Raw genomic sequence first — 23,414 nt, forward strand, 5'->3', positions numbered from 1 at the left:
CGTGGCCGTGCTGCGCTACCTCGACGACCTGGGCGGACAGCTCGCCTTCTACCTGCGCGCCTTCGCCTGGACGCCGCGCACCCTGCGCCGCTACAAGCGGGAGGTGATCCGGCTGCTGGCCGAGGTCAGCTTCGGCAGCGGCGCGCTCGCCGTGCTCGGCGGCACCGTCGGCGTGATCTGCTTCCTGACCTTCTTCACCGGCACCGAGGTCGGCCTGCAGGGCTACCAGGCGCTCGACCAGATCGGCAGCAGCGCCTTCACCGGCTTCGTCTCGGCGTACTTCAACACCCGGGAGATCTCGCCGCTGGTGGCGGCGCTGGCGCTGTCCGCCACCGTCGGGTGCGGGTTCACCGCCCAGCTCGGCGCGATGCGGATCTCCGAGGAGGTCGACGCGCTCGAGGTGATGGGCGTGCCGTCGCTGCCGTTCCTGGTCACCACCCGGATGATCGCCGGGTTCATCGCGGTCGTCCCGCTGTACGTGGTGGGCCTGCTCGCCAGCTACCTGGCCACCCGGACCATCGCCGTCGGCTACTTCGGACAGTCCGCCGGCACCTACGACTACTACTTCCACCTCTTCCTGCCGCCCGGGGACGTGCTCTGGTCCTTCGGCAAGGTGCTGGTCTTCAGCGTGATCGTGGTGCTGGTGCACTGCTGGTACGGCTACACCGCCAAGGGCGGGCCGGCCGGGGTGGGCGTCGCCGTCGGACGGGCCGTCCGCACCGCCATCGTCGCGGTCAACGTCGTCGACTTCTTCCTGTCGCTGGCCATCTGGGGCGCCACGACCACCGTCCGGATCGCGGGGTGAACATGAGACATCGCGTCCTCGGCATCGTCTTCATCGCCGTGCTGACCGCGGCGCTGACCGCCTCCGTGCTGCAGTACCGCAAGGCGTTCACCCCGGTCGAGCGGGTCACCCTGCGCGCCGACCGCGCCGGCCTGCAACTGCTCGACGGCGCCGACGTCAAGGTCCGCGGCGTCGTCGTCGGCGACGTCCGATCGGTACGCAGCGACGGCGGCGGGGCCGTCATCGGGCTGGCGCTCGACCCCGCCACCACCGGCCGGATCCCCGCCGACGTGACCGCCCGACTGCTGCCCAAGACCCTGTTCGGCGAGCGGTACGTGGAGCTGGTCCCGCCGCCGGCCAGCACCGCCGGGCCGATCCGCGACGGCGCGGTTATCACCCAGGACCGCAGCCGCACGGCCGTCGAGCTGGAGCGGGTCCTCGACCAGGCGCTGCCGCTGCTGCAGTCCATCCGGCCCGACCAGCTCGCCGCCACCCTCGGCGCCATCTCCACCGCCCTGGAGGGGCGCGGCGACCAGCTCGGGGCGAACCTGACCCGGCTCGACGCGTACCTGCGGCAGCTCAACCCGGCGCTGCCCACCATCGCGGAGGACGTCCGCCAGCTCGCCGTCGTGCTGGACGGCTACGACGCCGCGCTGCCGGACCTGCTCGCCCTGCTCCGCGACGTCACCGTCACCGCCGCCACGGTCACCGACCAGCGCACGCAGCTCGCCGCGTTTCTCGCCGACACCACGGACACCGCCGACACCACCCGCGGCTTCCTCGACCGGCACGGCGACCAGCTCATCCGGCTCGGCGACGTCAGCCGCCCGGTGCTGGAACTGCTGGCCACCTACGCCCCCGAGTACCCGTGCCTGGTCCATGGGCTGGTCGCCCTGCAACCCCGGGTCGAGCAGGTCTTCGCCGGCGGGCGGATGCACATCACCCTGGAGGTGACCCGCGACGGGGGCCCGTACGAGCGGGGCCGCGACGAGCCGGTCTACGCCGCGCACGACGGCCCGAACTGCCGGGGGCTGCCCGACCCGCACGTGCCGGCGCCCGAGGTGCCCGTCGCCGACGGCTACGACCACGGTGGCACCCGTACCCGGCCGTCCCTGCCGGTCGGCACGCCCTCCGGCGCGGCCGCCCCCGCCGCCGGCCCCGCGATGGGGCGGGCCGGCACCGGCGAGGAGAGCGGCCTGATCAAGCCGCTCGTCGGCGGGCTCACCGGCACGCCCCCGGCGGAGGTGCCCGACATCGCGGTCCTGCTCTGGGGGCCGCTGCTGCGCGGAGCGGTGGTGAACGCCCGATGACCGGAAAGACGACCGGACCCCTGGTCAAGCTCGTGATCTTCGCCGCGGTGACCCTGCTCGCCACCGCCCTGCTCGCCCAGACCCTCGGCGCGTTCCCGCCCGACGGCGTCACCTACCGGGCCCGGTTCACCGACGTGACCGGGCTGCTGCCGGGCGACGACGTCCGGATCGCCGGGGTGCGGGTGGGCAAGGTCAGCGACATCGCGGTGGTCGACGACACGGTCGCCGAGGTGGCCTTCACCGTGGACCGCGACGTGCCCGTGGCCATCAGCGTCCACGCCAAGATTCGCTACCGCAACCTGGTCGGCCAGCGGTACGTGGCGCTGAGCGAGGGCCCGGGGGAGGGCCGGCCGCTGCGCGCCGACGGGCTGATCCCGCTCGCCCAGACCACGCCCGCGCTGGACCTGACCGTGCTGTTCAACGGGTTCCGACCGCTGTTCACCGCGCTGAACCCGAACGACGTCAACAAGCTCGCGTACGAGATCATCCAGGTCCTGCAGGGCGAGGGCGGCACGGTCGCCAGCCTGCTGCAGCGCACCGCCTCGCTGACCAACACCCTCGCCGACCGCGACGCCGTCATCGGCCGGGTGGTCACCAACCTCAACAGCGTCCTGGCCACCCTGGCCACCCGGGACCGCGAGCTCGACCAGAGCATCGCCCAGCTGCAGCAGTTCGTCTCCGGGCTGGCCGCCGATCGCACCGCCATCGGCGACGCCCTGGCCAACCTGGGGGAGCTGACCACCACGACCTCCTCGCTGCTGGGGCAGGTGCGGCCGCCGCTGGCCGCCGACGTCCGCGCCCTCGACGACCTCGCCGGCACCCTGAACCGCAACTTCGCCGTCATCGACGGCACCCTGGGCCGGCTGCCGGAGCGCTACGAATCGCTGACCCGGGTCGCCTCCTACGGCTCCTGGTTCAACTTCTACCTCTGCGACTTCGACGGGCGGGTGGCCGTCGCCGGCCGGGCGCCGCTGAACCCGGCCACCTTCAGCGCCCCCGCCGCCCGCTGCGCCACCGGAGGCAGCCAGTGAAGCCCTTCCGCGAACGCAATCCGGTCGTCGTCGGCGCCACTGCGCTGACCCTGATCCTCGCCGCCCTGCTCGGCGCCTTCCAGCTCGACCGGCTGGCCGCCCTCACCGGCCGCACGTACCAGGCCGCGTTCCACGACGCCAGCGGCCTCGCCACCGGCAACGAGGTCCGGGTGGCCGGGGTCCGGGTCGGCGCGGTGACCGGGGTGGAACTGGCCCACGGCGCCCAGCCGTACGTGCGGGTCCGGTTCCGGGTCGACGACGACGGCGTACGGCTCGGCCGCGACACCGGCGCCACCATCCGGATCAAGACCGTGCTCGGGCAGAAGTACCTCGCCCTGTCGCCGGCCGGACCGGGAAAGCTGCCCGAGGACGGGCAGATCCCGCTCGCCCGCACCGCCGCCCCGTTCGACGTGGTGCAGGCGGTCACCGGCCTCGCCGACACCCTCGACAGGGTCGACACCGACCAGCTCGCCCAGGCGTTCGACACCCTCTCGGAGACCTTCGCCGACACCCCGGCCAGCGTCACCACCTCGCTGACCGGACTGTCCCGGCTGTCCCGGACCGTCGCCAGCCGCGACGCCGAGCTGCGTACGCTGCTCGCCCGGACCCGGGACGTCACCGGCGTGCTCGCCGAACGCGACGACGAGTTCCGCAAGCTCGTCACCGACGGCGAGCAGCTGCTCGCCGAGGTCAGCCGCCGCCGCGACGCCATCCACCGGCTGCTCGTCGGCACCAACGACCTCAGCATCCAACTGTCCGGACTGGTCGCCGACAACCGCGCCCAGCTCGAACCGGCCCTGCGCAAGCTGCGCGACGTGGTGGCGATCCTGCAACGCAACCGCGACGACCTGGAGCAGACCATCCGGCGGATGGGCCCGTTCGTCACCGCGTTCGCCAACGTGGTCGGCAACGGCCGCTGGTTCGACTCGTACGTCGACGGCCTGCTCCAGCCGTACCTGCCCGCGACGGGAGGACGCTGATGCCCGGCCCGATCCAGCGCTGGCGACGCCCCCTGGCCGCCGCGACCGTGCTGCTGACCGCCGTGGCCGCCGGGGTGGTGCTGTGGCGCCACGAGCCACCCCAGCGGCGGGTGGTCGCGTACTTCACCAAGGCGGTCGGGGTGTACCCCGGCTCCGACGTACGGGTGCTCGGCGTCCGGGTCGGCGAGGTCGAGGCGGTCACCCCGCAGGGCCGCACCGTACGCGTTGAGATGCGCTACGACCCCGCGGTGGACGTCCCCGCCGACGCCCAGGCGCTGATCGTCCCGCCCAGCGTGGTCAGCGACCGGTACGTCCAGCTGACCCCGGCGTTCACCGGCGGGCCGGCGCTGGCCGACGGCGCGAAGATCCCGCTGGAACGCACCGCCGCGCCGATGGAGATCGACGACATCTACCAGGCGCTCGACGAGTTCAACCGCACCCTCGGCCCGCAGGGCGCCAACGCCGACGGCGCCCTGTCCGACCTGGTCGCCACCGGCCGGGCCAACCTGGAGGGCAACGGCGGCAACCTGCACGGCACCCTCGACGGGTTGTCCCGCGCGCTGACCACCCTCGCCGACGGGCGGCAGGACCTGTTCGGCTCGGTGGCCAACCTGCAACGCTTCACCACCGCGCTGGCCCGCAGCGACCAGCAGGTACGCGGCTTCAACCAGCAGCTCGCCGACGTCGCCGAGCAGCTCGCCGGCGAGAAGGAGGAGCTGGCCGCCGCGCTGCGCAACCTCTCCGCCGCGCTGGCCGAGGTGACCACCTTCGTGAAGCAGAACCGCACCGCGCTGGCCTCGAACGTGGCCGCGCTGACCGACATCACCAACGTGCTGGTCCGCCAGCAGCAGGCGGTCATCGACATCCTCGACGTGACGCCGCTGGCCGTGAACAACCTCAGCCTCGCCTACAACCCGCGCTCGGGCACCCTCGACACCCGCGACAACGCCCTCGGCCCCTACGATCCGGCCACCTTCGTCTGCTCGCTGATGGTGGACCAGCTCCCCGCCGGCCAGGTGCCGGTGAAGTGCACCGCGCTGGCGCAGACCCTGCGCGCCCGCGGCCTGCCCCTGACCGACCAGCTGCGCAAGCTGCTCAAGCTGCCGCCCGGCGCCCCGGCGGCCGGCGGGTCCTCACCAGGCTCCGTCAGCTCCCCTGGTGCGCCGACCGCCGACGAGGCGCCGGGCGGCTCCCCCCTCACCAGTGATCCGACCCTCGGCGGCATCCTGCGGGGCCCGGCATGACCGCCCGGGCGCTGCGGATGCTGGCCGGCGTCGCCCTGGCGGCGCTACTGCCGGCCGGCTGCGGCCTGCCCGAGGTCGCCGACCTGCCGCTGCCCGGCGGGGCGCCCGCCGGCGACGGCTACACCGTCACCGCCGAGTTCAGCGACGTGCTCGACCTGGTGCCCCGGGCCGCCGTCAAGGTCGACGACGTGACCGTCGGCACCGTGGAGAAGATCTCCCTGTCCGGCTGGCACGCCCGGGTCCGGCTGCGCATCGACCGCGCGGTGCGGCTGCCCGCGAACGCCACCGCCGCCGTACGCCAGAGCAGTCTGCTCGGGGAGAAGTACGTGACGGTGGCGGCGCCGCCCACCGGGCCGGCCAGCGGGCGCCTCGCCGACGGCGACGTCATCCCGCTGTCCCGCACCACCCGGGGCGCCGAGGTGGAGGAGGTGCTCGCCGCCCTCGGGCTGCTGCTCAACGGCGGCGGCTTGGCCCAGCTGCGGACCATCAACGCCGAACTCGGCAAGGCCCTCGACGGTCGCGAGTCCGACGTCCGGGACACCCTGCGGCAGCTCGACACCTTCATCGGCGGGCTCGACCGGCAGAAGACCGACATCGTCCGCGCCATCGACGCGCTCGACCGGCTGACCGGCCGGCTCGCCCGGCAGCGGCAGGTCGTCGGCGACGCGCTGGACTCCCTCGGCCCCGGCCTGACCGTGCTGGCCCAGCAGCGGGCTCAGCTCACCGGGGCGCTGACCGCCCTCGGTGAACTCGGCCAGGTCGGCACCCGCGTGGTCGACCGCAGCCGCGACGACACCCTGGCCAGCGTACGGGCGCTGCAACCGATCCTGGAACAGCTGGCCCGGGCCGGCGACGACCTGCCGAAGTCGCTGGACTTCATGCTGTCGTACCCGTTCCCGCCCAACGTCACCGGCGCGATCGTCGGCGACTTCGTCAACCTCTCCGTCACCGCCGACCTCGACGCCGCCAACATCCTGGCCAACCTGGTCGCCGCCGCGCCCGCCCCGGTCCGGTCGGCCGGCCGGCCGAACGCCCCCGCCGCGCCCCGACCGCCCGCCGCGGACGGCGCGAAGCCGTCGCCCGGCGGCCTGCCCGGCGTCCCAGGGCTGCCCGACCTGCCGCTGACGAGGTGCCTGCCCGACCTGAAGAACTTCCCGGCCCGGTGGACGCCGCCGAAGGAGTGCGGGCTTCCGACGGGCTGCGTGCTGCTCAAGCCCGGCTCGACGGTGCCGCTCGGCGGGCTGCTGCTGCCCAAGGGGATCGTGCCGCCGGGCACCGCCTTCCCGGCCGGCACCGAACTGCCGTCCGGCACCGTGCTGACCGCCGAGTGCGTGCTGCCGGTGACCGGGGAGGTCATCGGACAGCTCGGCGGCCTGCCGGACATCCTGGGAGGAGGGCTGATCCCGTGATCGGACGCACCGCGAAGCTCCAGGTCCTCGCCTTCGTGCTGGTGAGCGTGCTGGGCATCGGCTACGTCGGGTTCCGCTACGTCGGCCTCGGCGACCGGCTGTTCGGCGGCGGCTACCTCGTCCACGTCGACCTGGCCCGGGCCGGCGGCATCTTCGCCAACGCCCCGGTCACCTACCGTGGCGTCCCTGTCGGCCGGGTCACCGCCGTCGAGCTGCGCGCCGACGGTGTCCGCGCCGACCTGCGGATCGACCGGGGCGTACGGGTGCCCGACGCGCTGCGGGCCGTGGTGACCCAGCGCTCCGCCGTCGGCGAGCAGTACCTCGACCTGCGGCCCGACCGCGACGGCGGGCCTTTCCTCGCCGACGGCGCCGTCATCCCGGTCGACCGGACCGGCGTCCCGCTCGCCCCCGAGACGCTGCTGACCAACCTCGACGCCCTGGTCCGCTCGATCGACCCGGACGACCTGACCGTGCTGATCAGCGAGCTGGGCACCGCGTTCGAGGGCAACGAGCAGGCCCTCGCGCGGATCCTCGACGCCGGGGACGCGCTGCTCACCGACGCGAACGCCCGGCTGCCCGAGACGCTGACGCTGATCCGCGACGGGCGGACCGTGCTCACCACCCAGGCGGAGTCCGCCGAGGCGCTGCGCCGCTGGTCCGCCGGGCTGGCGGAGCTGGCCGCCACCGTCCGCGCCGCCGACCCCGACCTGCGCCGGCTGCTCGCCACCGGCCCGCCGGCCGGCACCGAACTGCGGGCGCTGCTGCGCGGACTCGAACCCAGCATCGGCACCCTGCTCGGCAACCTGGTCACCGTCAACGGCATCGCCGCCCGCCGGCTGCCCGGCATCGAGCAGCTGCTGGTGACCTACCCGGTCGCGGTGGCCGGCGGCTTCACCGTCACCCCGGGCGACGGCACCGCCCACCTCGGCCTCGTCGTCAATCTGAGCGACCCGCCGTCCTGCGTCTACCGCGGCGGCAGCACCCGGTGCAGCGCCCAGGAGCGGGCCGCCGGCGCCGGCGTACGGGGGGCGCAGAACGCGCCGCGACCGTCCGGCCGCGAGCCGGCCCCTGCCCCCGCCCCGTCGGAGCAGGGCGGCCCGGGCGGGTACGACCCCGCGACCGGTCTGGTACTCGGGCCCGACGGGCGACCGCTGCAGTTCGGCGGGACGGGCGGGCAGTACCGGACCGCCGGTGACCAGTCGTGGAAGCAGTTGCTGCTCGCCGGGGTGACCCCGTGACCGGCGTACCTGAGGAGGTGCCCGTGCAGGACCGCAAGGATCCCAAGCTCAGAGTGATCAACGGAGCGAAGCCGGGGGCGCCCGGCCGTCCCCGGCAGCGCCGACTCGTCGCCCGTGCCGTGCCGCGGCCGGCCGAGCCGATCGAGGAGGTGCTGGAACGTCTCGACCGGGAGCCGGTGGAGGACCCGACCGGGACCGAGGACCGCACCGTGATCGGCGACCCGGCGGAGGTCGAGGACCTGCCGGCACGCGCCGCCGCCGACGACGGCTCGACGGACGCCGGTACGCCCGGCCGGCGGCGAGCGCTGCTCGCCCTGCTCGTCGTTCTGCTGGCCGCGGCCCTGGCGGGAGCCGGGTACTACGGGCACCGCTGGTACGTCGACCGGGCCACCGACCAGGCCCGACAGGACGCCGTCGCCGCCGCCCGGCAGGCCAGCGTCAACTTCGTCTCGGTCAGCGCCGCCAGCGTCGACCGGGACCTGCAGCGCATCGTCGCCAGGGCCACCGGCGACTTCAAGGACGAGTTCACCCGCGGCCAGGCGCAGGTGCGCAAGGCGGTGGTGGAGAACAAGGTCCAGTCGCAGGGGTCGGTGCTGCGCGCCGGACTGGTCTCCGGGGACCGCAGCCGCGCCGTCGTGCTGGTGGCCGTCGACGCCACCGTCAAGAACGTCAAGGCCCCCGACGGCCGCCCCTCGCACTACCGCATCCAGGTGGACCTGGTCCGCGACCGGGACTCGGGTGACTGGCTGGTGTCCAAGCTGCAGTTCGTCGGCTGACCCGGAGGAGGAGTCCGATGCGTGTCCCCACAGTCCTGCGTCGCCGGCCCGGGCGGCTCCCGCTGCTGCCGACGCTCGTCGTCGCGCTCGTGGTCGCGGCGGCCGTCGCCGTCACCGGCTGGTACGGCGACCACCGCGCCGGCCAGCGCGACCGGGCCGTACGCCAGGCCCTGGCCACCGCGCCCGCCGCCGCCAAGGCGATCTTCTCGTACGACTACCGCACCTTCGACGACAGCGTGGCCAACGGACGCACCTTCGCCACCGGCGACTTCGCCGACGAGTACGCCAAGACCACGGCGACGCTCAAGGAGACCGCGACCAAGCAGCAGGCCGTGGTCCTGGCCGAGGTGTCCGCCACCGGGGTGGTCACCGCCGGCACCGACCGGGTGGAGCTGCTCGTCTACCTGAACCAGTACCGGCGCAACGTCAGCACGGCGGGGGAGAAGGTCGACCAGAACCGGGTCGTGCTCACCATGGTCCCGGTCCGCGGGGAATGGAAGGTCGTCAAGGCGACAGCGATCTGACGCGGCGTTTCCCGGTAACCGCATTCGGGTAGGTCCCCGGCTGACCGACCTGAACACGTGTATGGAGGCCATTCGATGAAAGACAACTTCGGGAACGCGGTGGGCGACGCGTTCCGTTCGGTGATGCTGTTCCTGCCCAAGGCGGTCGCCTTCATCGCGATCCTGGTGGTCGGCTGGCTGATCGCCAAGGCCGTGCTGAAGATCGTGGACAAGCTCCTGGAGCGGGTGCACTTCGACCGGGCCGTCGAGCGCGGCGGCATCAAGACCGCCCTGGCCCGGTCCAGGTACGACGCCAGCGACATCGTCGCGAAGCTGGCCTACTACGGGGTGCTGCTGGTGACCCTCCAGCTCGCCTTCGGCATCTGGGGCCCGAACCCGATCTCCGACCTGATCGCCGGGGTCATCGCCTGGCTGCCCCGCGCGTTCGTCGCCATCGTCATCGTGGTGGTGGCCGCCGCGATCGCCAGGGCGGTCAAGGACATCATCTCCAGCGCCCTCGGCGGCCTGTCGTACGGCCGGGTGCTGGCCAACATCGCGTCGGTGTTCATCCTGGGCCTGGGCGTCATCGCCGCCCTGAACCAGATCGGCGTGGCCACCACGGTCACCACCCCGGTGCTGATCGCGGTGCTCGCGACCCTCGGCGGCATCCTCGTCGTGGGGGTCGGCGGCGGGCTGGTCCGGCCGATGCAGAGCCGCTGGGAGAACTGGCTGAGCCGTGCCGAGCAGGAGTCGCAGACCATCGCCACGCACGCCCGGGCGTACCAGGCCGGCCGGCGCGACGTCGAGGCCCGGCTGAGCCAGCCGGTCAGCCCGTACGCCGAGGCCGAGCTGACCCAGCCGGTCGCCCGGGACGCCGACGCCGACCGCACCCAGGTGGTCCCGCCGTACGGCGCGGCGGAGCCCACCCAGCCGGTCCCGCCGTACGGCGACTCGGAGCGTACCCAGCCGACGACGCCGCGGCAGCCCACCGCCGAGCAGGCGGTGGACAACGAGTCCACGATGGTCATCCCGCAGGCGGACGCGGAGAAGTTCCGCCGCTGACCGTCCGCACGCACACCGGGTGGGACCCAGCGGGTCCCACCCGGTGCGCGTTCCCGGCTAGGCTTCCGATGTGCCGGAGCAGAGTCCGAGCGGGACGGAGCTGTCCGACCCCGAGCAGGGCGACACCATGGTGAGCCCGGAAACCTACCTCCGCGGGGGTGACGGCATGCTGCCCTCCGCCCTTTCCGGGATCGACGTCGTCTGGATCGGTGGTCTGGTCGCCGCTTGCACCGGGACGGCTCTGGCAGTGGTCGGGTTGGCCCTGCCCTGGGGGCTGGTCAGATCGAACAGTCGGTCCGGGGCCGTCCCGGTGTACCTGACCGACTTCGGCCCCGCGCTGGCACCCGCGACGGCCGCACTCCTGGTGACGTCGGCGATGTGCGCCGGGGTGTGCTTCGCGTCGCGAAGCCGGCTCGGCGCGATACTACGCATGGTCAACGTGGTGATCTCGACGCTCTGGATCTTCCTGGTGCTGGCCGCGACCACGTATCTGGCGCGCGGACTGACCATGAACCTGGTCGATCCGTTGACGGGCGTGGCGCTGACGGTGACCGTGCAGAGCACCACGCCGTCGACCGGAGCGATCCTCTACGACTTCGGGACGATGCTGCTGGTCGGCGGTGCCGTCGCAGCCGTCCGGCTGCCCGGCCCGCCCGGCCTGCCCATTCAGCATCCGTCCATGCCGCGGTTCGCGGCCCAGCTCGCCGCCACGAGGGCGAGGCTGCGCTGGGTGATGACCGTGCTCGCCTTCGGGCTGGCGGTTACCTCTATCGCATTGCCGTGGTACAGGCAGTTTGCCCCGCTCAATGAGTCGGAGACGGCGCCGATCATGGTGACGGTGCACGATCTGCACGTGTGGCTGGGAACGTACCGGATCGGGCTGATCGCCTGCATCCTGCTGTACGCCGGCGCGTTGGTGGCGTCCCAGAGCGCCACGGCCCGCACCACCGCGGCGTTGCGTGCCATCGGCATGATGGCGTCCGCCGCGGTGGTGGCGGTCCTGTCGGTCGGCCTCGCCGCGCTGTGGCGTGGCTCCGCCGTACGTCAGGGACGGGCAGAATACGTGAACAACGCGCTGCACGTAGGCCCGGGCTATTTCTTCGCACTCGCGGCGATGATCGCGCTGCTGGTCGGCATCGCCCTGGTCGGCCCCGTGATTCCGCAGCGACCGGCGGCCCCCGCCGAGGTGGCGACGTCACCGGTGGATGCGGATGATCAGTAGGCGCCGCTCGGGGCGGACCCGGTCGCCCAACAGCCCACGGACGCCTCGACCCCGCACCAAGCCGGCGACGGCCGAGCCCACCCCGGCTCAGCGGCCGACGGAGGACGGATCCGCCCCCGCATCGCCGGCGACACCGACTCTCGCGGCCGCTCTCCGTACAGTGTGGCTCCGACTGTCACGCGGGACGCAGGCGCTCGTCACCCTACTCGCCACCACCGCCCTCGCCGCTGCCATACCCGGCGTGATTCCGTACGTCTCCGACGGCGCCCTCGATCTCGTCGACAACCCGCCGCTGCGGGTCGATGTCAGGTCCAACGGATCCACCGCTGGTCTGTACCTGGCGTCCGACACGGCCCGGAGCGAACCCGCCGGGGCCCTCCGCAATCCCGGTGGACCGGGTTGGGTGCCGCTCGGCGACTCGGAGCAGGTGCTGATCCTGGAGGGCCGGCGCTCCGGCACCGTCGCGATCACCGGCCTGGTCGCCGAGATGGTCGAGCGCCGCCCACCGATGACCGGCACGTTCTTCGGTATCCCTGCCCAGGGTGAACAGGAAAACACCATTCTGGAGGTGCGGCTCGACGATCCGCAGGGCGTGCCACTGGGTAGGGACGGCGCGCCGTACTTCGTTGCCCATCACCTCGAACTGGCCAAGGGTGAGCTGCGCGTGATCCGGATCAGGTCGTGGACCAACGAGTGCTTCTGCAGCTGGCGGCTCCGGATGACCTACCACTACCGGGGCGCGGACCACATCCTGTTGTTGCCCGCCCCGGACAAAGCACCGTTCCAGACGACCGCTGGAGCCGCCCGCCCCGCCGACTACCAGGTGCAGTACGTCTGGAACAGCCATGGCGTCCTCGTCCGGTTGGACTGCCGTACGAACGGTACCGAGTGCGCGAAGACCCACGTCCCGAGTCATCCACCGGTCCGGTGACCGTGGCGCCTGAGCCGCCGCCCTGCTCGACATGCTGATCTACATGGTCGTCCGACAGATCGTCCTACGCGAAATCTGCCCGCACCGCGACGCACCCCGCACCCTGCTGCACCGACTCGGTTGTCGGTTCGCGATCAGGTGGATGCCACCTCGGACAGTCGCTCGCTCCACGGCGAGGATCCGCAACACCCACCGGAAATCCGGTGAACGTTTGTGGACACCGCACTAGCATCGACGCCATGACCTGGCGATGTTGATCCTGCCCTGAGAGCCGCTGCCGCGGGCCGCCGCGGACGCCGTACGTCCGGTGTCCGTTCCGCCCCCGTGGGAAGGCCTCATGATCATCTCTCCTGCGCGCGTGCCCACGACCCGCCGGCTGGCGGTCACACTCTACGGCTACGCGTTCCTCACCGACCTCGTTCTGCTCTACCCGGTGTACGTGCTGCTGTTCAGCGACACCGGCCTGTCGGTCGGGCAGATCTCCTCGCTCTTCGTGCTCTGGTCGGCGACCGGCATCGTCCTGGAGGTGCCGTCCGGCGCGTGGGCCGACGCGGTCTCCCGGCGGCTGCTGCTCGTCCTGGCGCCGCTGCTGCCCGCCGCCGGCTTCGCCTGCTGGGTGCTCGCCCCGTCCACCCCGGCGTTCGCCGTGGGTTTCCTGCTCTGGGGCGCCGGCGGGGCGCTGCGCTCCGGGGCGCTGGAGGCGCTGGTCTTCACCGAACTCGACCGGCTCGACGCCACCGACCGGTACGCCCGCCTGATGGGCCGGGCGCACACCGCCGGGGTGCTGGGTGCCGCCGGCTCCGGGGCGCTGGCCGGGCCGGTCCTCGCCGTCGGCGGCTATCCGGCGGTGGGCGCGGCCAGCGTCCTCGCCTGCCTGCTCGCCGCCGCCGTGGCGACCCGGTTCCCCGAGCACCGACCGGCTCGGCCCGTCGAGTCCCCGGCGATCCCCGGCCCGACCGCGGCCGAGCGTCGGGCGGACGGCGACGAGCTGGGGTGGCTGGCCACCCTGCGCAGCGGGCTGGCCGAGGCCGGCGCCGACCGCGCGGTTCGCGCCGCCCTGTTGCTCGTCCCGGCGGTGACCGCCATCTGGGGCGGGCTCGACGAGTACACCGGGCTGCTGGCCCGGGAAACCGGCGTGGCTGACGCGACGGTGCCGCTGCTGCTCCTGCTGCTCTGGGCCGGGATGACCGCCGGCGGGCTGCTCGCCCCGGCGGGGGAGCGGCTGACCACCCGCGGGTACGCGGGCCTGCTGGTGTTCGCCGCCGCGGCGCTGGCGGCGGGTGCCCTGGTCGGGCGCCTGGCGGGCTTCCTGCTGCTCGCGGTCGCCTTCGCCGCGTTCCAGCTCGCCACGGTCCTGGCCGACGTGCGCCTGCAGGGCCGGATCAGCGGCCCGGGTCGGGCGACGGTCACCTCGGTCGCCGGGATGGCGACCGACCTGACCATCATCGCGTTCTACGGCGGGTACGCCGTGGTGGCGGGCGCGGCCGGCAACGCGGTCGCCTTCGCGGTGGCCGCCCTGCCGTACCTGGCGGTGGCGGCCTGGCTGGCCGGCTCCCCGGCGTGGCGGGCCCGAACCGCGTCGGCCACCCGCCATCGAGGCGGCGCGCCGTGACGACGGCCCAAGATCCAGGTCGCGGTGACCCGGGTCTGACAATTCGGTGGTTACCGGAGAATCCGCCTCCCTTCTGACTACGGTATGTGCGGAGGCGATGCCGGTGACGATGGAAGCAGAGCGCACCCTGCGCGAGGAGGAACTCGCCGGTCTGGCGGAGCTTGCCGCCCAGCTACGGGTGGACGCGATCCGGTGCAGCACCAGGGCCGGGTCCGGGCACCCGACCTCCAGTCTGTCCGCCGCCGACCTGCTCGCGGTGCTGATCTCCCGGCACCTGCGTTACCACTGGACGGACCCGCGCGGTCGCACCAACGACCACCTGATCTTCTCCAAGGGGCACGCCTCGCCGCTGCTGTACGCGGTCTTCAAGGCGGTGGGCGCGATCACCGATCAGGAGTTGGTCGAGACCTACCGCCAGTTCGGGTCGCGCCTGCAGGGACACCCCACGCCGGCCCTGCCCTGGGTCGACGTGGCCACCGGGTCGCTCGGTCAGGGACTGCCCGCCGGCGTCGGGATCGCGCTCGCCGGCCGGTACCTCGATCACCTGCCGTTCCATGTGTGGGTGCTGTGCGGCGACAGCGAGATGGCCGAGGGCTCCATCTGGGAGGCGCTGGACAAGGCCGGCCACTACGGCCTGCGCAACCTCACCGCGATCGTCGACATCAACCGGTTCGGGCAGCGGGGCCCGACCGAGCTGGAATGGGACCTGGACACCTACCGCCGCCGGGTCGAGGCGTTCGGCTGCCAGGCGCTCGTCATCGACGGCCACGACCTGGCCGCCATCGACGAGGCCCTGGGCCGGGCCCGGCAGGCGACGGGTCCCACGGTGGTGCTCGCCCGCACGGTCAAGGGCAAGGGAGTGCCGGAGGTCGAGAACCAGCCGGGATGGCACGGCAAGCCGTTCAAGCCGGACCTGGCCGAACGCGCCGTCGCCGCTCTCGGCGGAGTCCGCCAGATCCGCGTCGCGGCGCCGCGGCCCGAGCCCGCCCCGCCCGCCAGCGCCCCCGCCGCGGAGCCGCCCACCATGCCCCGGTACGACAAGGGAGCCGAGGTGGCCACCCGGAACGCGTACGGCGACGCGTTGCGCGCGCTGGGCTCGCGGCCGGACGTGGTCGCCCTGGACGGCGAGGTCAGCGACTCCACCCGCGCCGACAAGTTCGGCGAGGCGTACCCGGACCGGTTCTTCGAGATGTTCATCTCCGAACAGCAACTGGTCGCCGCCGCGGTCGGGCTGCAGGTACGCGGCTATCGGCCCTTCGCCGCGACCTTTGCGGCGTTCTTCTCCCGCGCCTACGACTTCGTGCGGATGGCCGGCATCTCCCGGGCGGACATCGCCCTGTCCGGGTCGCACTCCGGGGTGGAGATCGGGGCGGACGGTCCCTCGCAGATGGGGCTGGAGGACCTGGCGGCCATGCGTGCCGTGCAGGGGTCGACGGTGCTGTATCCCAGCGACGCCGTGTCCTGCGCAGCCCTCGTCGCGCAGATGGTCGACCGGAAGGGCGTCAACTACCTGCGCACCACCCGAGGCAAGTACCCGGTGCTCTATGCCAACGAGGACGCCTTCCCGGTCGGTGGCAGCAAACTGCTCCGCGGCGGCGGCGACGACGACATCGCGTTGATCGGCGCCGGGGTGACGGTGCACAACTGCCTCGCCGCCGCCGACGAGCTGGCGCGCGAGGGGATCAAGGCCCGGGTCATCGACCTGTATTCGATCAAGCCGCTGGACCGGGACCGGTTGGTCGACGCCGTCCGGGCCACCGGCGGTCGGCTGCTGGTGGTCGAGGACCACTACCCGGAGGGTGGCGTGGGGTCGGCGGTCCTCGAGTCCCTGGCCGACCTCGCCGAGCCGGTGCGGGTGACGCACCTGGCGGTACGCGGCCTACCCACCTCCGGTACCCCGATCCAGCTGATGGACCAGGCCGGCATCGGGGTGAGCGCCATCGTCGCGGCGGCACGCGCCGCGGAGGCCCCCGCCACTGACGCGGCGGGCGCCGTTTCACCCGCGGGTGCGCGGGTAGACGCAGCATCCGCGGCAGGAGGGGGTCCGAGGTGAAGTACGCGGAGTTCATCCAGTCGGTGGCGACGCGACCGAAGATGTCACCGACGCTGGCCGAGCCGATCACCCGTGCCACGCTCGCGACGTTGGCGGAGCGGCTCAGTGGCGGCCAGGCACGGGATCTCGCCGCGCAGCTTCCGCAGGAGCTGCGGGGAGACCTACGCAAGCCCGATGAGAATGCCGAACCGTTCGAGCTCGCCGAATTCTTCGAGCGGGTGCAGCAACGCGCCGCGGTGGATCTCCAGACGGCGACCGACGGGGTGTGCGCCGTGCTGGACACGCTGCGGGACGCGGTCAGCGCGAAGGAGTACGAGGATTCCGTCGCCCAGTTGCCGAAGGAGTTCTGGCAGCTGGCGGGGCCGGCGGCGACCCGGCTCGACACACGCCGGGTCGGCACGTAGGCCCGGCCTGGGTCACGCTCGCAGCCGGATTTCGGCCGGCTCGCGGTCGCTGCGCAGCCCCTTCCAGGAGGGGTGGCGCAGCCGGCGATCGGGGGTCCAGGACCGGAAGGCGACGTCCCCGACCAGGACCGGGTCCACCCAGACGGCGTGGCGGGCGTGCTCGCGCGGCACCGGCGAGGCGAACGGCGAGTCCGGCCGGCTCCGTGGCTCCAGGCGTTGCTGCAGGTCGCGCAGCACGGTCTGGGTGAAGCCGGTGCCGACGTGTCCGATGTAGGTCAACCTGTCCTGCTCGTCGTACATGCCGAGCAGCAGGGAGCCGATGGTGCCGGCCCGCCGGCCGGCCCCGGGTTTGTAGCCGCCCACGATGACCTCGACGGTGTCGTTGAGTGGCACCTTGACCCAGGCCGGTGAGCGGCGGCCGGGCTCGTACGGCGAGCGGAGCTGCTTGGCCACCACCCCTTCGAGGCCGAGGTCGGCGGCCGCGGTGGACAGGTCCCGACCGGCGTCGCCGGTCCAGTGGGGCGGCGTGTCGATGCTCTGCCCGCTGAGCCCCAGCTCCTGCAGCGCCGTGCGGCGTTCGGCGTACGGCAGGGCGGTGAGGTCCCGCCCGTCGAGGTGCAGCAGGTCGAACAGGTACAGCCGTACCGGAGTGCTGGCGACCAGCGCGGCGCTCGGCGCGCGAACGTGCATCCGGTGCTGCAGCGCGGAGAAGCTGGGCCGGCCCTTGGCGTCGAGCGCCACGATCTCTCCGTCGAGCACTGCCCGCCGCCCGGCCAGCAGCTGTGCGAGCTCGTCCAGCTCCGGATACGCCCGGGTGACGTCGCGGTCGTTGCGGCTGAGCAGCCGCAACCCGTCGTCGACGTAGGCGATCGCGCGGACGCCGTCCCACTTGAACTCGTATCCCCACCCGGATCCGGTGGGCAGCGCGCCGCTGGAGGCGAGCATCGGCGGCACGAGCCCCGGCATCCTGGCACCCACACCTCGATCATGGCCGTTTCCGCGCCCGGAAACGCCGGTTTCCGGTCATTCCGCTCGGACGGCCGCTCGTTTGCGGCCGTTAGCTGCGGGTAGCCACGTTGTCTCCGGGACGGGAAGGACGGAGCATGGCTGAGCTGGAGTTCTACGAAAAAGTGGCGGCCCGGGCGGGCGTTCCGCCGGAGACGGCCCAATCCCTGACCGAGGCCACCCTGCGCACCCTCGCGGAGCGGATCAGCGGCGGCCAGGCGGCGGACCTGGCCGACCACGTCGCACACGAGCTACGCCCGTGCCTGGCCAGGGCCCGCCCGGAGGAACCGCAGGTGTTCGGGTACGACGAGTTCCTGCGCCGGGTCGCGGAGCGCGCGGGGGTGGCGGACGACGTCGCCGAGCGGGGCGGCCGGGCCGTCCTGCAGACCCTGCACCGGGTGGTCGGACACAAGGAGTTCGAGGACGCGATGTCGGAGCTGCCCGCGGAGATCGGGGCTCTGGCCCAGCCCGTGCCGCGCGGGCCCTGACCGGGAAGTACCCGCCCGGCGCGTCATCGCCGCGGGCGGAAGTAGTTCTTGATCGCGTATGCGGTGACCTGCGCCCCGATCTTTGCGCCCTCGATGTCGGCTGTGCGGGTGTGGATGCCGCCCCAGACGCGGGCCTCGATGACCTCGGTGATGCCTTCGATCGCCCGGGGTGGGGGAGGTCAGCTCAGCGGCCGGGCTCGCCGGTCTGGTCCCACATCGACTTCATCTCGTCGAACGCCTGCTCCATGATCCGCACCATGGCCTCCCGGGCCCGCTCGCCGTCCCGCCGCTGGATCGCCTGGGCGACGTCGGCGTGCAGTTGCAGGGCCTGCTCGTCGGGGTAGTGCGGCATCAGGTTGTAGTGGTGCCGGCCGGTGAGCACCTCGGCGACCAGTTCCTGGAGCTTTCCGAACATCTCGTTGCCGGAGGCGGCGAGCACCCGCCGGTGGAACTCGATGTCCAGGCTGAGGAAGCGCTCCTCGTCGCCGGCTTTCCCGGCGGCCCACATCTTGGCGGCGAGCCCGACCAGCTCGCTGGCCTCGTCGTGGTCGACCCGGCCGGCGGCCAGCCAGGCGGCGTGCGGCTCGATCGCGGTCCGCAGCTCGGTGATCGAGCGGAGCTGCCCCATCCGGCCCGCGGAGGCGAGCCGCCAGCGGATCACCTGCGGGTCGAAGACGTTCCACGCCTCGGCCGGTCGGATCAACACGCCGACCCGGCGCCGGGTCTCGATGAATCCCATGGACGCGAGCACCCGCAGGACCTCGCGGATCACCGAGCGGGAGACGGCGTACCGCTCGACCAGGTCGTCGATGTTGAGGACGGAGCCGGCGGCCACCTCGCCGCCGCAGATGGCGGTGCCGAGGTGGTCGAGCACGCGGGCGTGCAGCCCGGCCTCGGCAGGGGCGTGCTGGGCGGGTGCGACCCCTGGAGAGGACTGATCCACGGGTCGGAGCATATCAGTTAGAGATCAGCTCTTGAATAAGTCAGCTTATTAGTCCTAGCATCCTGGCGTTAAGCAGACGTTACAACGGTGTGGCGCTCTTCCCCCGGGGCGGCGGCCACGACAGAAGGAGAGATGGACGTGCGGCGTCGATCGATAATCGGCACTTCTCTGGCTGTGGTTGTCGCCATGGGCCTGTCCGCCTGCGGCGGCGGTGGCGACGACAGCGGCGAGTCCAAGACCGTCCGGGTGACCCTGGCGAACCACGTCTGGACGGAGAACATCAAGCAGGCCCTGCCCGAGTTCGAGAAGCAGACCGGGCTCAAGGTCGAGATCACCCAACTCGGCGAGGACCAGCTCTCCGACCAGTACAACGTGAAGCTGAACGCCGGCTCGTCCGACATCGACGTGATGATGTACCGGCCCCTCCAGGAGGGGAAGCTGTTCGCCAAGAACAAGTACCTCGCCGACCTGTCGGACCAGGTGAAGTCCAACAAGGACTGGGACTTCAGCGACTTCCAGGCCGGCCCGGTGGAGGCAACCTCCTACCAGGGCAAGCCGGTCGGCGTCCCGATCATCACCGAGCAGGAGGTCCTCTACTACCGTAAGGACCTGCTCGCCAAGGCGGGCCTGAGCGCTCCGCCGAAGACCCTCGACGAGCTCAAGGTCGCGGCCGCCAAGATCAAGGCTGCCACCCCGGGCACCGCGGGCTTCGTGGCCCGGACCGGCAAGTCGCCGGCGGTCACCCAGTTCTCCAGCTTCCTCTACAGCTTCGGCGGTGACTTCGTCGACGGCAGTGGCAAGGCCACCGTCAACAGCGACGCCGCCAAGCAGGCGTACGCCTACTACGGCGGGCTCATCAAGGACTCCGGCCCCGCCAACGTCAGCACCGACATGAGCTGGCCCGAGGCGATGGCCATCTTCACCCAGGGCAAGGCGGCCTTCTACACCGAGGCCGACTCGCTCTACAAGAACGCCACCGACCCGGCGAAGTCCAAGGTCGCCGACAATGTGGGCTTCGCGCCGTTCCCGGCCGGCCCGGCCGGCTCCAAGCCGTACAACATCCCCTCCTGGGCGCTCGGCGTCAACGACAGCTCGCAGAACAAGAGCAACGCCTGGAAGTTCATCGAGTGGGCCACCGGCAAGCAGCAGACGCTCGCCCAGCAGAAGTCCGGCGTGCCGAGCGCCCGTTCCTCTGTCTGGGCCAACCCGGAGGGCACCGCGACCTACCCGAAGGACCTCGTCGAGGCCATCGCCGCCAGCACCAAGGACGGCGTGGGCCACGACCGGCCGCTGGTCGTGAAGGTCGCCCAGGCCCGCGAGATCGTCGGCCAGCCGATCGTCGACTCGATCGCCGGCAAGGATGCCGCGGCCGCGGCCGACACGGCGAACACCGCGTTCCAGAAGTTCCTGGACGACGAGGCCAAGTAAGCCGCGCGCGGGTGGTGGGGCCGGCCGGTCCCACCACCCGCGTACCCCTTCGGCCAGCCCACCCCCGGAGATCCCATGGCAACCGTCACCACCCCCGCCCGAGCGCCCGGCGGCGCCCCGGCCATGTCCGACACGCCCGGCTGGGCGCGCTGGGCCAACGAGCATCGCAAGTGGCTCTTCGCGGCGCCGGCGATGGCCTTCGTCGCCGCGCTGATCGTCTTCCCGCTGGCCTGGACCGGCTACCTCAGCCTCACCGACGCCGAGGGTTCCGTCCGCGCCGAGAGCGAGTTCGTCGGCTTCCAGAACTACCTCGACGTCCTGTCGGACACCGACCGGTTCTGGCCCGCCGTCGGGCGGACCGCCGCGTTCACCGTCGTAGCGCTGCTCTTCGAGGTGGTCCTCGGGATGGCGATCGCGCTGCTGCTGTGGCGGCCGTTCAAGGGGCAGAAGTGGGTCCGGGTGGCCATCCTGATGCCGCTGGTCGCCACCCCGGTCGCCGTCGGCATGATGTGGCGGCTCATCTTCGACCCGAACATCGGCCTGGCCAACCAGGTGCTCGGCTGGGTCGGCATCGGACCGCAGCCGTGGCTCGCCGGCCAGCACTCGGCGCTGCCCACCACCATCTTCATCGACGTCTGGCAGTGGACGCCGATGGTGGTGCTGATCCTGCTCGCCGGGCTGACCTCGCTGTCGGAGGAGCCGCAGGAGGCGGCCCGGATCGACGGCGCCAGCACCTGGCAGCGCTTCCGGCACGTCACCCTGCCGCTGCTGATGCCCACGGTGATCGTGGCGATCCTGCTGCGCGGCATCGACGCGCTGAAGACCTTCGACATCCTCTACGCCACCAAGGGGCGCGGCGGCGGGTCGTTCCACGAGGTGGAGACCCTCAACGTGTACGCCTACGGCCTCAGTTTCGACTACAACGAGTACGGCGTCTCCTCGACCGTCCTCATCATCTTCTTCCTGATCATCATCGGGTCGATGTGGGCGCTGACCGCCCGCCGCAAGGAGGCGCAGCGATGAAGCCCCGTCCCGCGTACCGGGTGTTCCGGGTGGTGGCGCTCGCCGTCGTGGTGCTGTCGCTGCTGGCGCCGCTGCTCTGGATGATCGCCGCCTCGTTCAAGACCAACGTCGACATCTACGACACCGGCAAGGCGCTGGTCTTCTCGCCCACCATGGACAACTACGCCACGGTGCTCAAGCAGGCGAACTACGTCCAGTTCATCGGCAACAGCCTCTGGGTGGCCTTCGCCGCGACCGTGGCGTCGCTGATCCTCGGCGTGCCGGCCGCGTACTCGATGAGCCGGTTCAGCATGCGCAAGTCCGCGCTGGTGGTGCTGATGGCCCGGGTCATCCCCGGCGTCTCGCTGCTGGTGCCCTGGTACTACGTCTTCTCCAACCTGAAGATGGTCGGCGGCTTCGGCGTGCTGATCCTCAGCCACATGTTCGTCTCGCTGCCGCTGGTCGTCTACATCATGATGGGCTACTTCGACGGCCTGCCGGAGGAGCTCGAGGAGGCGGCGCTGGTCGACGGGCTGACCCACATCGGCGCGTTCCGCCGGATCACCCTGCCGCTGTCCGTGCCGGGCATCGCCACCGCCGGCATCCTCTCCTTCATCTTCTCCTGGAACAACTTCATGTTCGCCCTGGTGCTCTCCGGCGCCGACACCAAGACGCTGCCCGTGGCGATCTTCGACTTCGTCGGCTACGCCAGCATCGACTGGGGCGGGCTGATGGCCGCGGCCACCGTGGTCACCCTGCCGATCATGCTGATCGCCCTGTTCGTGCAGAAGTACGTGGTCTCCGGGCTCACCGCCGGCGCGACGAAGGGCTGACAACACCATGACGACAATCGCACGCATCGAGACCTTCCTCGTCGCACCCCGGTGGCTCTTCGTCCGCGTGGAGACCTCCTCCGGGATCGTCGGCTGGGGCGAGGCCACCTGCGAGGGGCGCTCCGAGACCGTCCGGACCGCCGTCGAGCAGCTCGGCGAGCTGCTGGTCGGCCGGGACGCGCTGCGGATCGAGGACCACTGGCAGGTCATGACGAAGGGCTCGTTCTACCGGGGCGGCCCGATCCTGGCCAGCGCCGTGTCCGGCCTCGACCAGGCGTTGTGGGACATCGCCGGCAAGCACTTCGGGGCGCCGGTGCACCAGCTGCTCGGCGGCCCGGTCCGGGACCGGATCCGGGTGTACGGCTGGGTCGGCGGCGACGAGCCGAGCGAGGTCCGCGACCACATCGCCGCCCAGGTCGAGGCGGGGTTGACCGCGGTCAAGATGAACGCCTCCGGCCGGATGAGCCCGATCGCCTCGGTGGCCGAGCTCGACGGCGTGATCGCCCGGGTGGCCGCGGCCCGCGAGGTGCTCGGCGACGACCGCGACGTGGCCGTCGACTTCCACGGCCGGTTCACCCTGGCCAACGCCCGCCGGGTGGCGCCGCTGCTGGAGCCGTACCGACCGCTGTTCCTGGAGGAGCCGGTCGTCCCGGAGAACTCCCACCTGATCGGCGACTTCGTCCGGTCGACCACCACCCCGGTCTCCACGGGGGAGCGGCTCTACAGCCGGCAGGAGTTCCTGCCCGTGTTCCAGGCCGGCATCGCGGTCGCGCAGCCGGACCTCTCGCACGCCGGCGGCATCACCGAGGTACGCAAGATCGCCGCGCTCGCCGAGGTGTACGACGTGCAGCTCGCCCCGCACTGCCCGCTCGGGCCGATCGCCCTCGCGGCCTGCCTCCAGGTCGGCTTCGCCACGCCGAACTACCTGATCCAGGAGCAGAGCATCGGCATCCACTACAACCTCGGCGCCGAGGTGCTCGACTACTGCCTCGACAAGACCCCGCTGACCTTCGTCGACGGGTACGTCGAGCGGCTCACCGCGCCCGGGCTGGGCATCGAGATCGACGAGGCGGCGGTCCGCGCGGCGGACAAGCGCGGTCACGCCTGGCGCAGCCCGATGTTCCGGCACCTCGACGGCTCCTACGCGGAATGGTGA

General features: G+C 72.2%; 22 protein-coding genes. 20 read left to right on the forward strand and 2 right to left on the reverse strand.

From position 1 onward, the window contains the following. Window position 1 precedes the first annotated feature (1 nt). The 15 genes from GA0070613_RS23610 (at window position 2) to GA0070613_RS23680 (ending at window position 16,559) form a co-directional block, all read left to right on the forward strand. Window positions 2-805 (forward strand): MlaE family ABC transporter permease, encoded by an 804-nt coding sequence (locus tag GA0070613_RS23610; RefSeq protein ID WP_089014292.1) that lies wholly within the window; start codon window positions 2-4, stop codon window positions 803-805. A gap of 2 nt (window positions 806-807) precedes the next feature. After that, on the forward strand, window positions 808-2,094 hold the full coding sequence (locus GA0070613_RS23615; protein ID WP_089014293.1) for an MCE family protein: 1,287 nt from the start codon (window positions 808-810) through the stop codon (window positions 2,092-2,094). Further along, window positions 2,091-3,125 carry an MCE family protein gene (locus GA0070613_RS23620; RefSeq protein ID WP_089014294.1) on the forward strand — a complete coding sequence of 345 codons (1,035 nt, stop codon included), beginning with the start codon at window positions 2,091-2,093 and terminating at the stop codon, window positions 3,123-3,125. Before GA0070613_RS23615 ends, GA0070613_RS23620 begins: the two co-directional genes overlap by 4 nt. Beyond that, entirely contained in the window at window positions 3,122-4,105 is a 984-nt protein-coding gene (locus tag GA0070613_RS23625; protein WP_089014295.1) for an MCE family protein, read from the forward strand. Before GA0070613_RS23620 ends, GA0070613_RS23625 begins: the two co-directional genes overlap by 4 nt. Continuing rightward, a complete protein-coding gene (locus GA0070613_RS23630; RefSeq protein ID WP_089014296.1) occupies window positions 4,105-5,349 on the forward strand; it encodes an MCE family protein in 1,245 nt (414 codons plus the stop codon). The genes GA0070613_RS23625 and GA0070613_RS23630 overlap by 1 nt, the downstream gene beginning before the upstream one ends. After that, window positions 5,346-6,758 carry an MCE family protein gene (locus GA0070613_RS23635; RefSeq protein WP_089014297.1) on the forward strand — a complete coding sequence of 471 codons (1,413 nt, stop codon included), beginning with the start codon at window positions 5,346-5,348 and terminating at the stop codon, window positions 6,756-6,758. The genes GA0070613_RS23630 and GA0070613_RS23635 overlap by 4 nt, the downstream gene beginning before the upstream one ends. Continuing rightward, entirely contained in the window at window positions 6,755-7,996 is a 1,242-nt protein-coding gene (locus GA0070613_RS23640) for an MlaD family protein (protein WP_157746476.1), read from the forward strand. The genes GA0070613_RS23635 and GA0070613_RS23640 overlap by 4 nt, the downstream gene beginning before the upstream one ends. Then, window positions 7,993-8,772, forward strand: coding sequence for a hypothetical protein (locus GA0070613_RS23645; protein WP_157746477.1), 780 nt, complete (start codon window positions 7,993-7,995; stop codon window positions 8,770-8,772). Before GA0070613_RS23640 ends, GA0070613_RS23645 begins: the two co-directional genes overlap by 4 nt. 17 nt (window positions 8,773-8,789) lie before the next feature. Further along, window positions 8,790-9,296 (forward strand): hypothetical protein, encoded by a 507-nt coding sequence (locus GA0070613_RS23650; protein WP_089014300.1) that lies wholly within the window; start codon window positions 8,790-8,792, stop codon window positions 9,294-9,296. Between the two features lie 75 nt (window positions 9,297-9,371). Next, a complete protein-coding gene (locus tag GA0070613_RS23655) occupies window positions 9,372-10,337 on the forward strand; it encodes a mechanosensitive ion channel family protein (protein WP_089014301.1) in 966 nt (321 codons plus the stop codon). 166 nt (window positions 10,338-10,503) lie between these two features. Then, a complete protein-coding gene (locus tag GA0070613_RS23660; RefSeq protein ID WP_157746478.1) occupies window positions 10,504-11,559 on the forward strand; it encodes a hypothetical protein in 1,056 nt (351 codons plus the stop codon). A 241-nt stretch (window positions 11,560-11,800) separates the two neighbouring features. After that, window positions 11,801-12,490, forward strand: coding sequence for a hypothetical protein (locus tag GA0070613_RS23665; RefSeq protein WP_157746479.1), 690 nt, complete (start codon window positions 11,801-11,803; stop codon window positions 12,488-12,490). 337 nt (window positions 12,491-12,827) lie between these two features. Next, the gene (locus GA0070613_RS23670) at window positions 12,828-14,102 is read left to right on the forward strand and encodes an MFS transporter (protein ID WP_089014304.1); all 1,275 of its coding nucleotides are present in this window, start codon (window positions 12,828-12,830) and stop codon (window positions 14,100-14,102) included. A gap of 109 nt (window positions 14,103-14,211) precedes the next feature. Further along, the gene (locus GA0070613_RS23675) at window positions 14,212-16,155 is read left to right on the forward strand and encodes a transketolase (RefSeq protein WP_231929866.1); all 1,944 of its coding nucleotides are present in this window, start codon (window positions 14,212-14,214) and stop codon (window positions 16,153-16,155) included. After that, complete coding sequence (locus tag GA0070613_RS23680) at window positions 16,152-16,559, forward strand: DUF2267 domain-containing protein (protein WP_231929411.1); 408 nt, start codon at window positions 16,152-16,154, stop codon at window positions 16,557-16,559. The genes GA0070613_RS23675 and GA0070613_RS23680 overlap by 4 nt, the downstream gene beginning before the upstream one ends. Before the next feature lie 12 nt (window positions 16,560-16,571). Here GA0070613_RS23680 and ligD read toward each other — a convergent pair whose 3' ends face one another. After that, window positions 16,572-17,525: a non-homologous end-joining DNA ligase gene (gene ligD, locus GA0070613_RS23685; RefSeq protein ID WP_197698967.1), complete on the reverse strand. Its 954-nt coding sequence runs from the start codon at window positions 17,523-17,525 to the stop codon at window positions 16,572-16,574. A gap of 137 nt (window positions 17,526-17,662) precedes the next feature. Between ligD and GA0070613_RS23690 the strand changes: the two genes are divergently transcribed. Further along, window positions 17,663-18,052 (forward strand): DUF2267 domain-containing protein, encoded by a 390-nt coding sequence (locus GA0070613_RS23690; RefSeq protein ID WP_089014306.1) that lies wholly within the window; start codon window positions 17,663-17,665, stop codon window positions 18,050-18,052. Between the two features lie 184 nt (window positions 18,053-18,236). Here the strand turns inward: GA0070613_RS23690 and GA0070613_RS23695 are convergent, their stop codons facing one another. Next, window positions 18,237-18,995: a FadR/GntR family transcriptional regulator gene (locus GA0070613_RS23695; protein WP_231929412.1), complete on the reverse strand. Its 759-nt coding sequence runs from the start codon at window positions 18,993-18,995 to the stop codon at window positions 18,237-18,239. 186 nt (window positions 18,996-19,181) lie between these two features. Between GA0070613_RS23695 and GA0070613_RS23700 the strand changes: the two genes are divergently transcribed. The 4 genes from GA0070613_RS23700 to dgoD all read left to right on the forward strand — a co-directional run bounded on the left by GA0070613_RS23700 (window position 19,182) and on the right by dgoD (window position 23,414). Beyond that, complete coding sequence (locus GA0070613_RS23700; RefSeq protein ID WP_231929413.1) at window positions 19,182-20,423, forward strand: ABC transporter substrate-binding protein; 1,242 nt, start codon at window positions 19,182-19,184, stop codon at window positions 20,421-20,423. Window positions 20,424-20,498: 75 nt separating this feature from the next. Continuing rightward, on the forward strand, window positions 20,499-21,446 hold the full coding sequence (locus GA0070613_RS23705; protein ID WP_231929415.1) for a carbohydrate ABC transporter permease: 948 nt from the start codon (window positions 20,499-20,501) through the stop codon (window positions 21,444-21,446). Then, entirely contained in the window at window positions 21,443-22,258 is an 816-nt protein-coding gene (locus GA0070613_RS23710) for a carbohydrate ABC transporter permease (protein ID WP_089014309.1), read from the forward strand. The genes GA0070613_RS23705 and GA0070613_RS23710 overlap by 4 nt, the downstream gene beginning before the upstream one ends. 7 nt (window positions 22,259-22,265) lie before the next feature. Beyond that, the gene (dgoD, locus tag GA0070613_RS23715) at window positions 22,266-23,414 is read left to right on the forward strand and encodes a galactonate dehydratase (RefSeq protein ID WP_089014310.1); all 1,149 of its coding nucleotides are present in this window, start codon (window positions 22,266-22,268) and stop codon (window positions 23,412-23,414) included.

The organism is Micromonospora inositola (genome assembly GCF_900090285.1).
GTDB classification, from domain to species: Bacteria; Actinomycetota; Actinomycetes; order Mycobacteriales; family Micromonosporaceae; genus Micromonospora; species Micromonospora inositola.

Coding starts and splice junctions, on each gene's coding strand:
- GA0070613_RS23615 (WP_089014293.1), top strand. CDS start 808: ATGAGACATCGCGTCCTCGGCATCGTCTTCATCGCCGTGCTGACCGCG.
- GA0070613_RS23620 (WP_089014294.1), top strand. CDS start 2,091: ATGACCGGAAAGACGACCGGACCCCTGGTCAAGCTCGTGATCTTCGCC.
- GA0070613_RS23630 (WP_089014296.1), top strand. CDS start 4,105: ATGCCCGGCCCGATCCAGCGCTGGCGACGCCCCCTGGCCGCCGCGACC.
- GA0070613_RS23635 (WP_089014297.1), top strand. CDS start 5,346: ATGACCGCCCGGGCGCTGCGGATGCTGGCCGGCGTCGCCCTGGCGGCG.
- GA0070613_RS23650 (WP_089014300.1), top strand. CDS start 8,790: ATGCGTGTCCCCACAGTCCTGCGTCGCCGGCCCGGGCGGCTCCCGCTG.
- GA0070613_RS23655 (WP_089014301.1), top strand. CDS start 9,372: ATGAAAGACAACTTCGGGAACGCGGTGGGCGACGCGTTCCGTTCGGTG.
- GA0070613_RS23660 (WP_157746478.1), top strand. CDS start 10,504: ATGCTGCCCTCCGCCCTTTCCGGGATCGACGTCGTCTGGATCGGTGGT.
- GA0070613_RS23670 (WP_089014304.1), top strand. CDS start 12,828: ATGATCATCTCTCCTGCGCGCGTGCCCACGACCCGCCGGCTGGCGGTC.
- GA0070613_RS23675 (WP_231929866.1), top strand. CDS start 14,212: ATGGAAGCAGAGCGCACCCTGCGCGAGGAGGAACTCGCCGGTCTGGCG.
- ligD (WP_197698967.1), bottom strand. CDS start 17,525: ATGCCGGGGCTCGTGCCGCCGATGCTCGCCTCCAGCGGCGCGCTGCCC.
- GA0070613_RS23690 (WP_089014306.1), top strand. CDS start 17,663: ATGGCTGAGCTGGAGTTCTACGAAAAAGTGGCGGCCCGGGCGGGCGTT.
- GA0070613_RS23700 (WP_231929413.1), top strand. CDS start 19,182: ATGGGCCTGTCCGCCTGCGGCGGCGGTGGCGACGACAGCGGCGAGTCC.
- GA0070613_RS23705 (WP_231929415.1), top strand. CDS start 20,499: ATGGCAACCGTCACCACCCCCGCCCGAGCGCCCGGCGGCGCCCCGGCC.
- GA0070613_RS23710 (WP_089014309.1), top strand. CDS start 21,443: ATGAAGCCCCGTCCCGCGTACCGGGTGTTCCGGGTGGTGGCGCTCGCC.
- dgoD (WP_089014310.1), top strand. CDS start 22,266: ATGACGACAATCGCACGCATCGAGACCTTCCTCGTCGCACCCCGGTGG.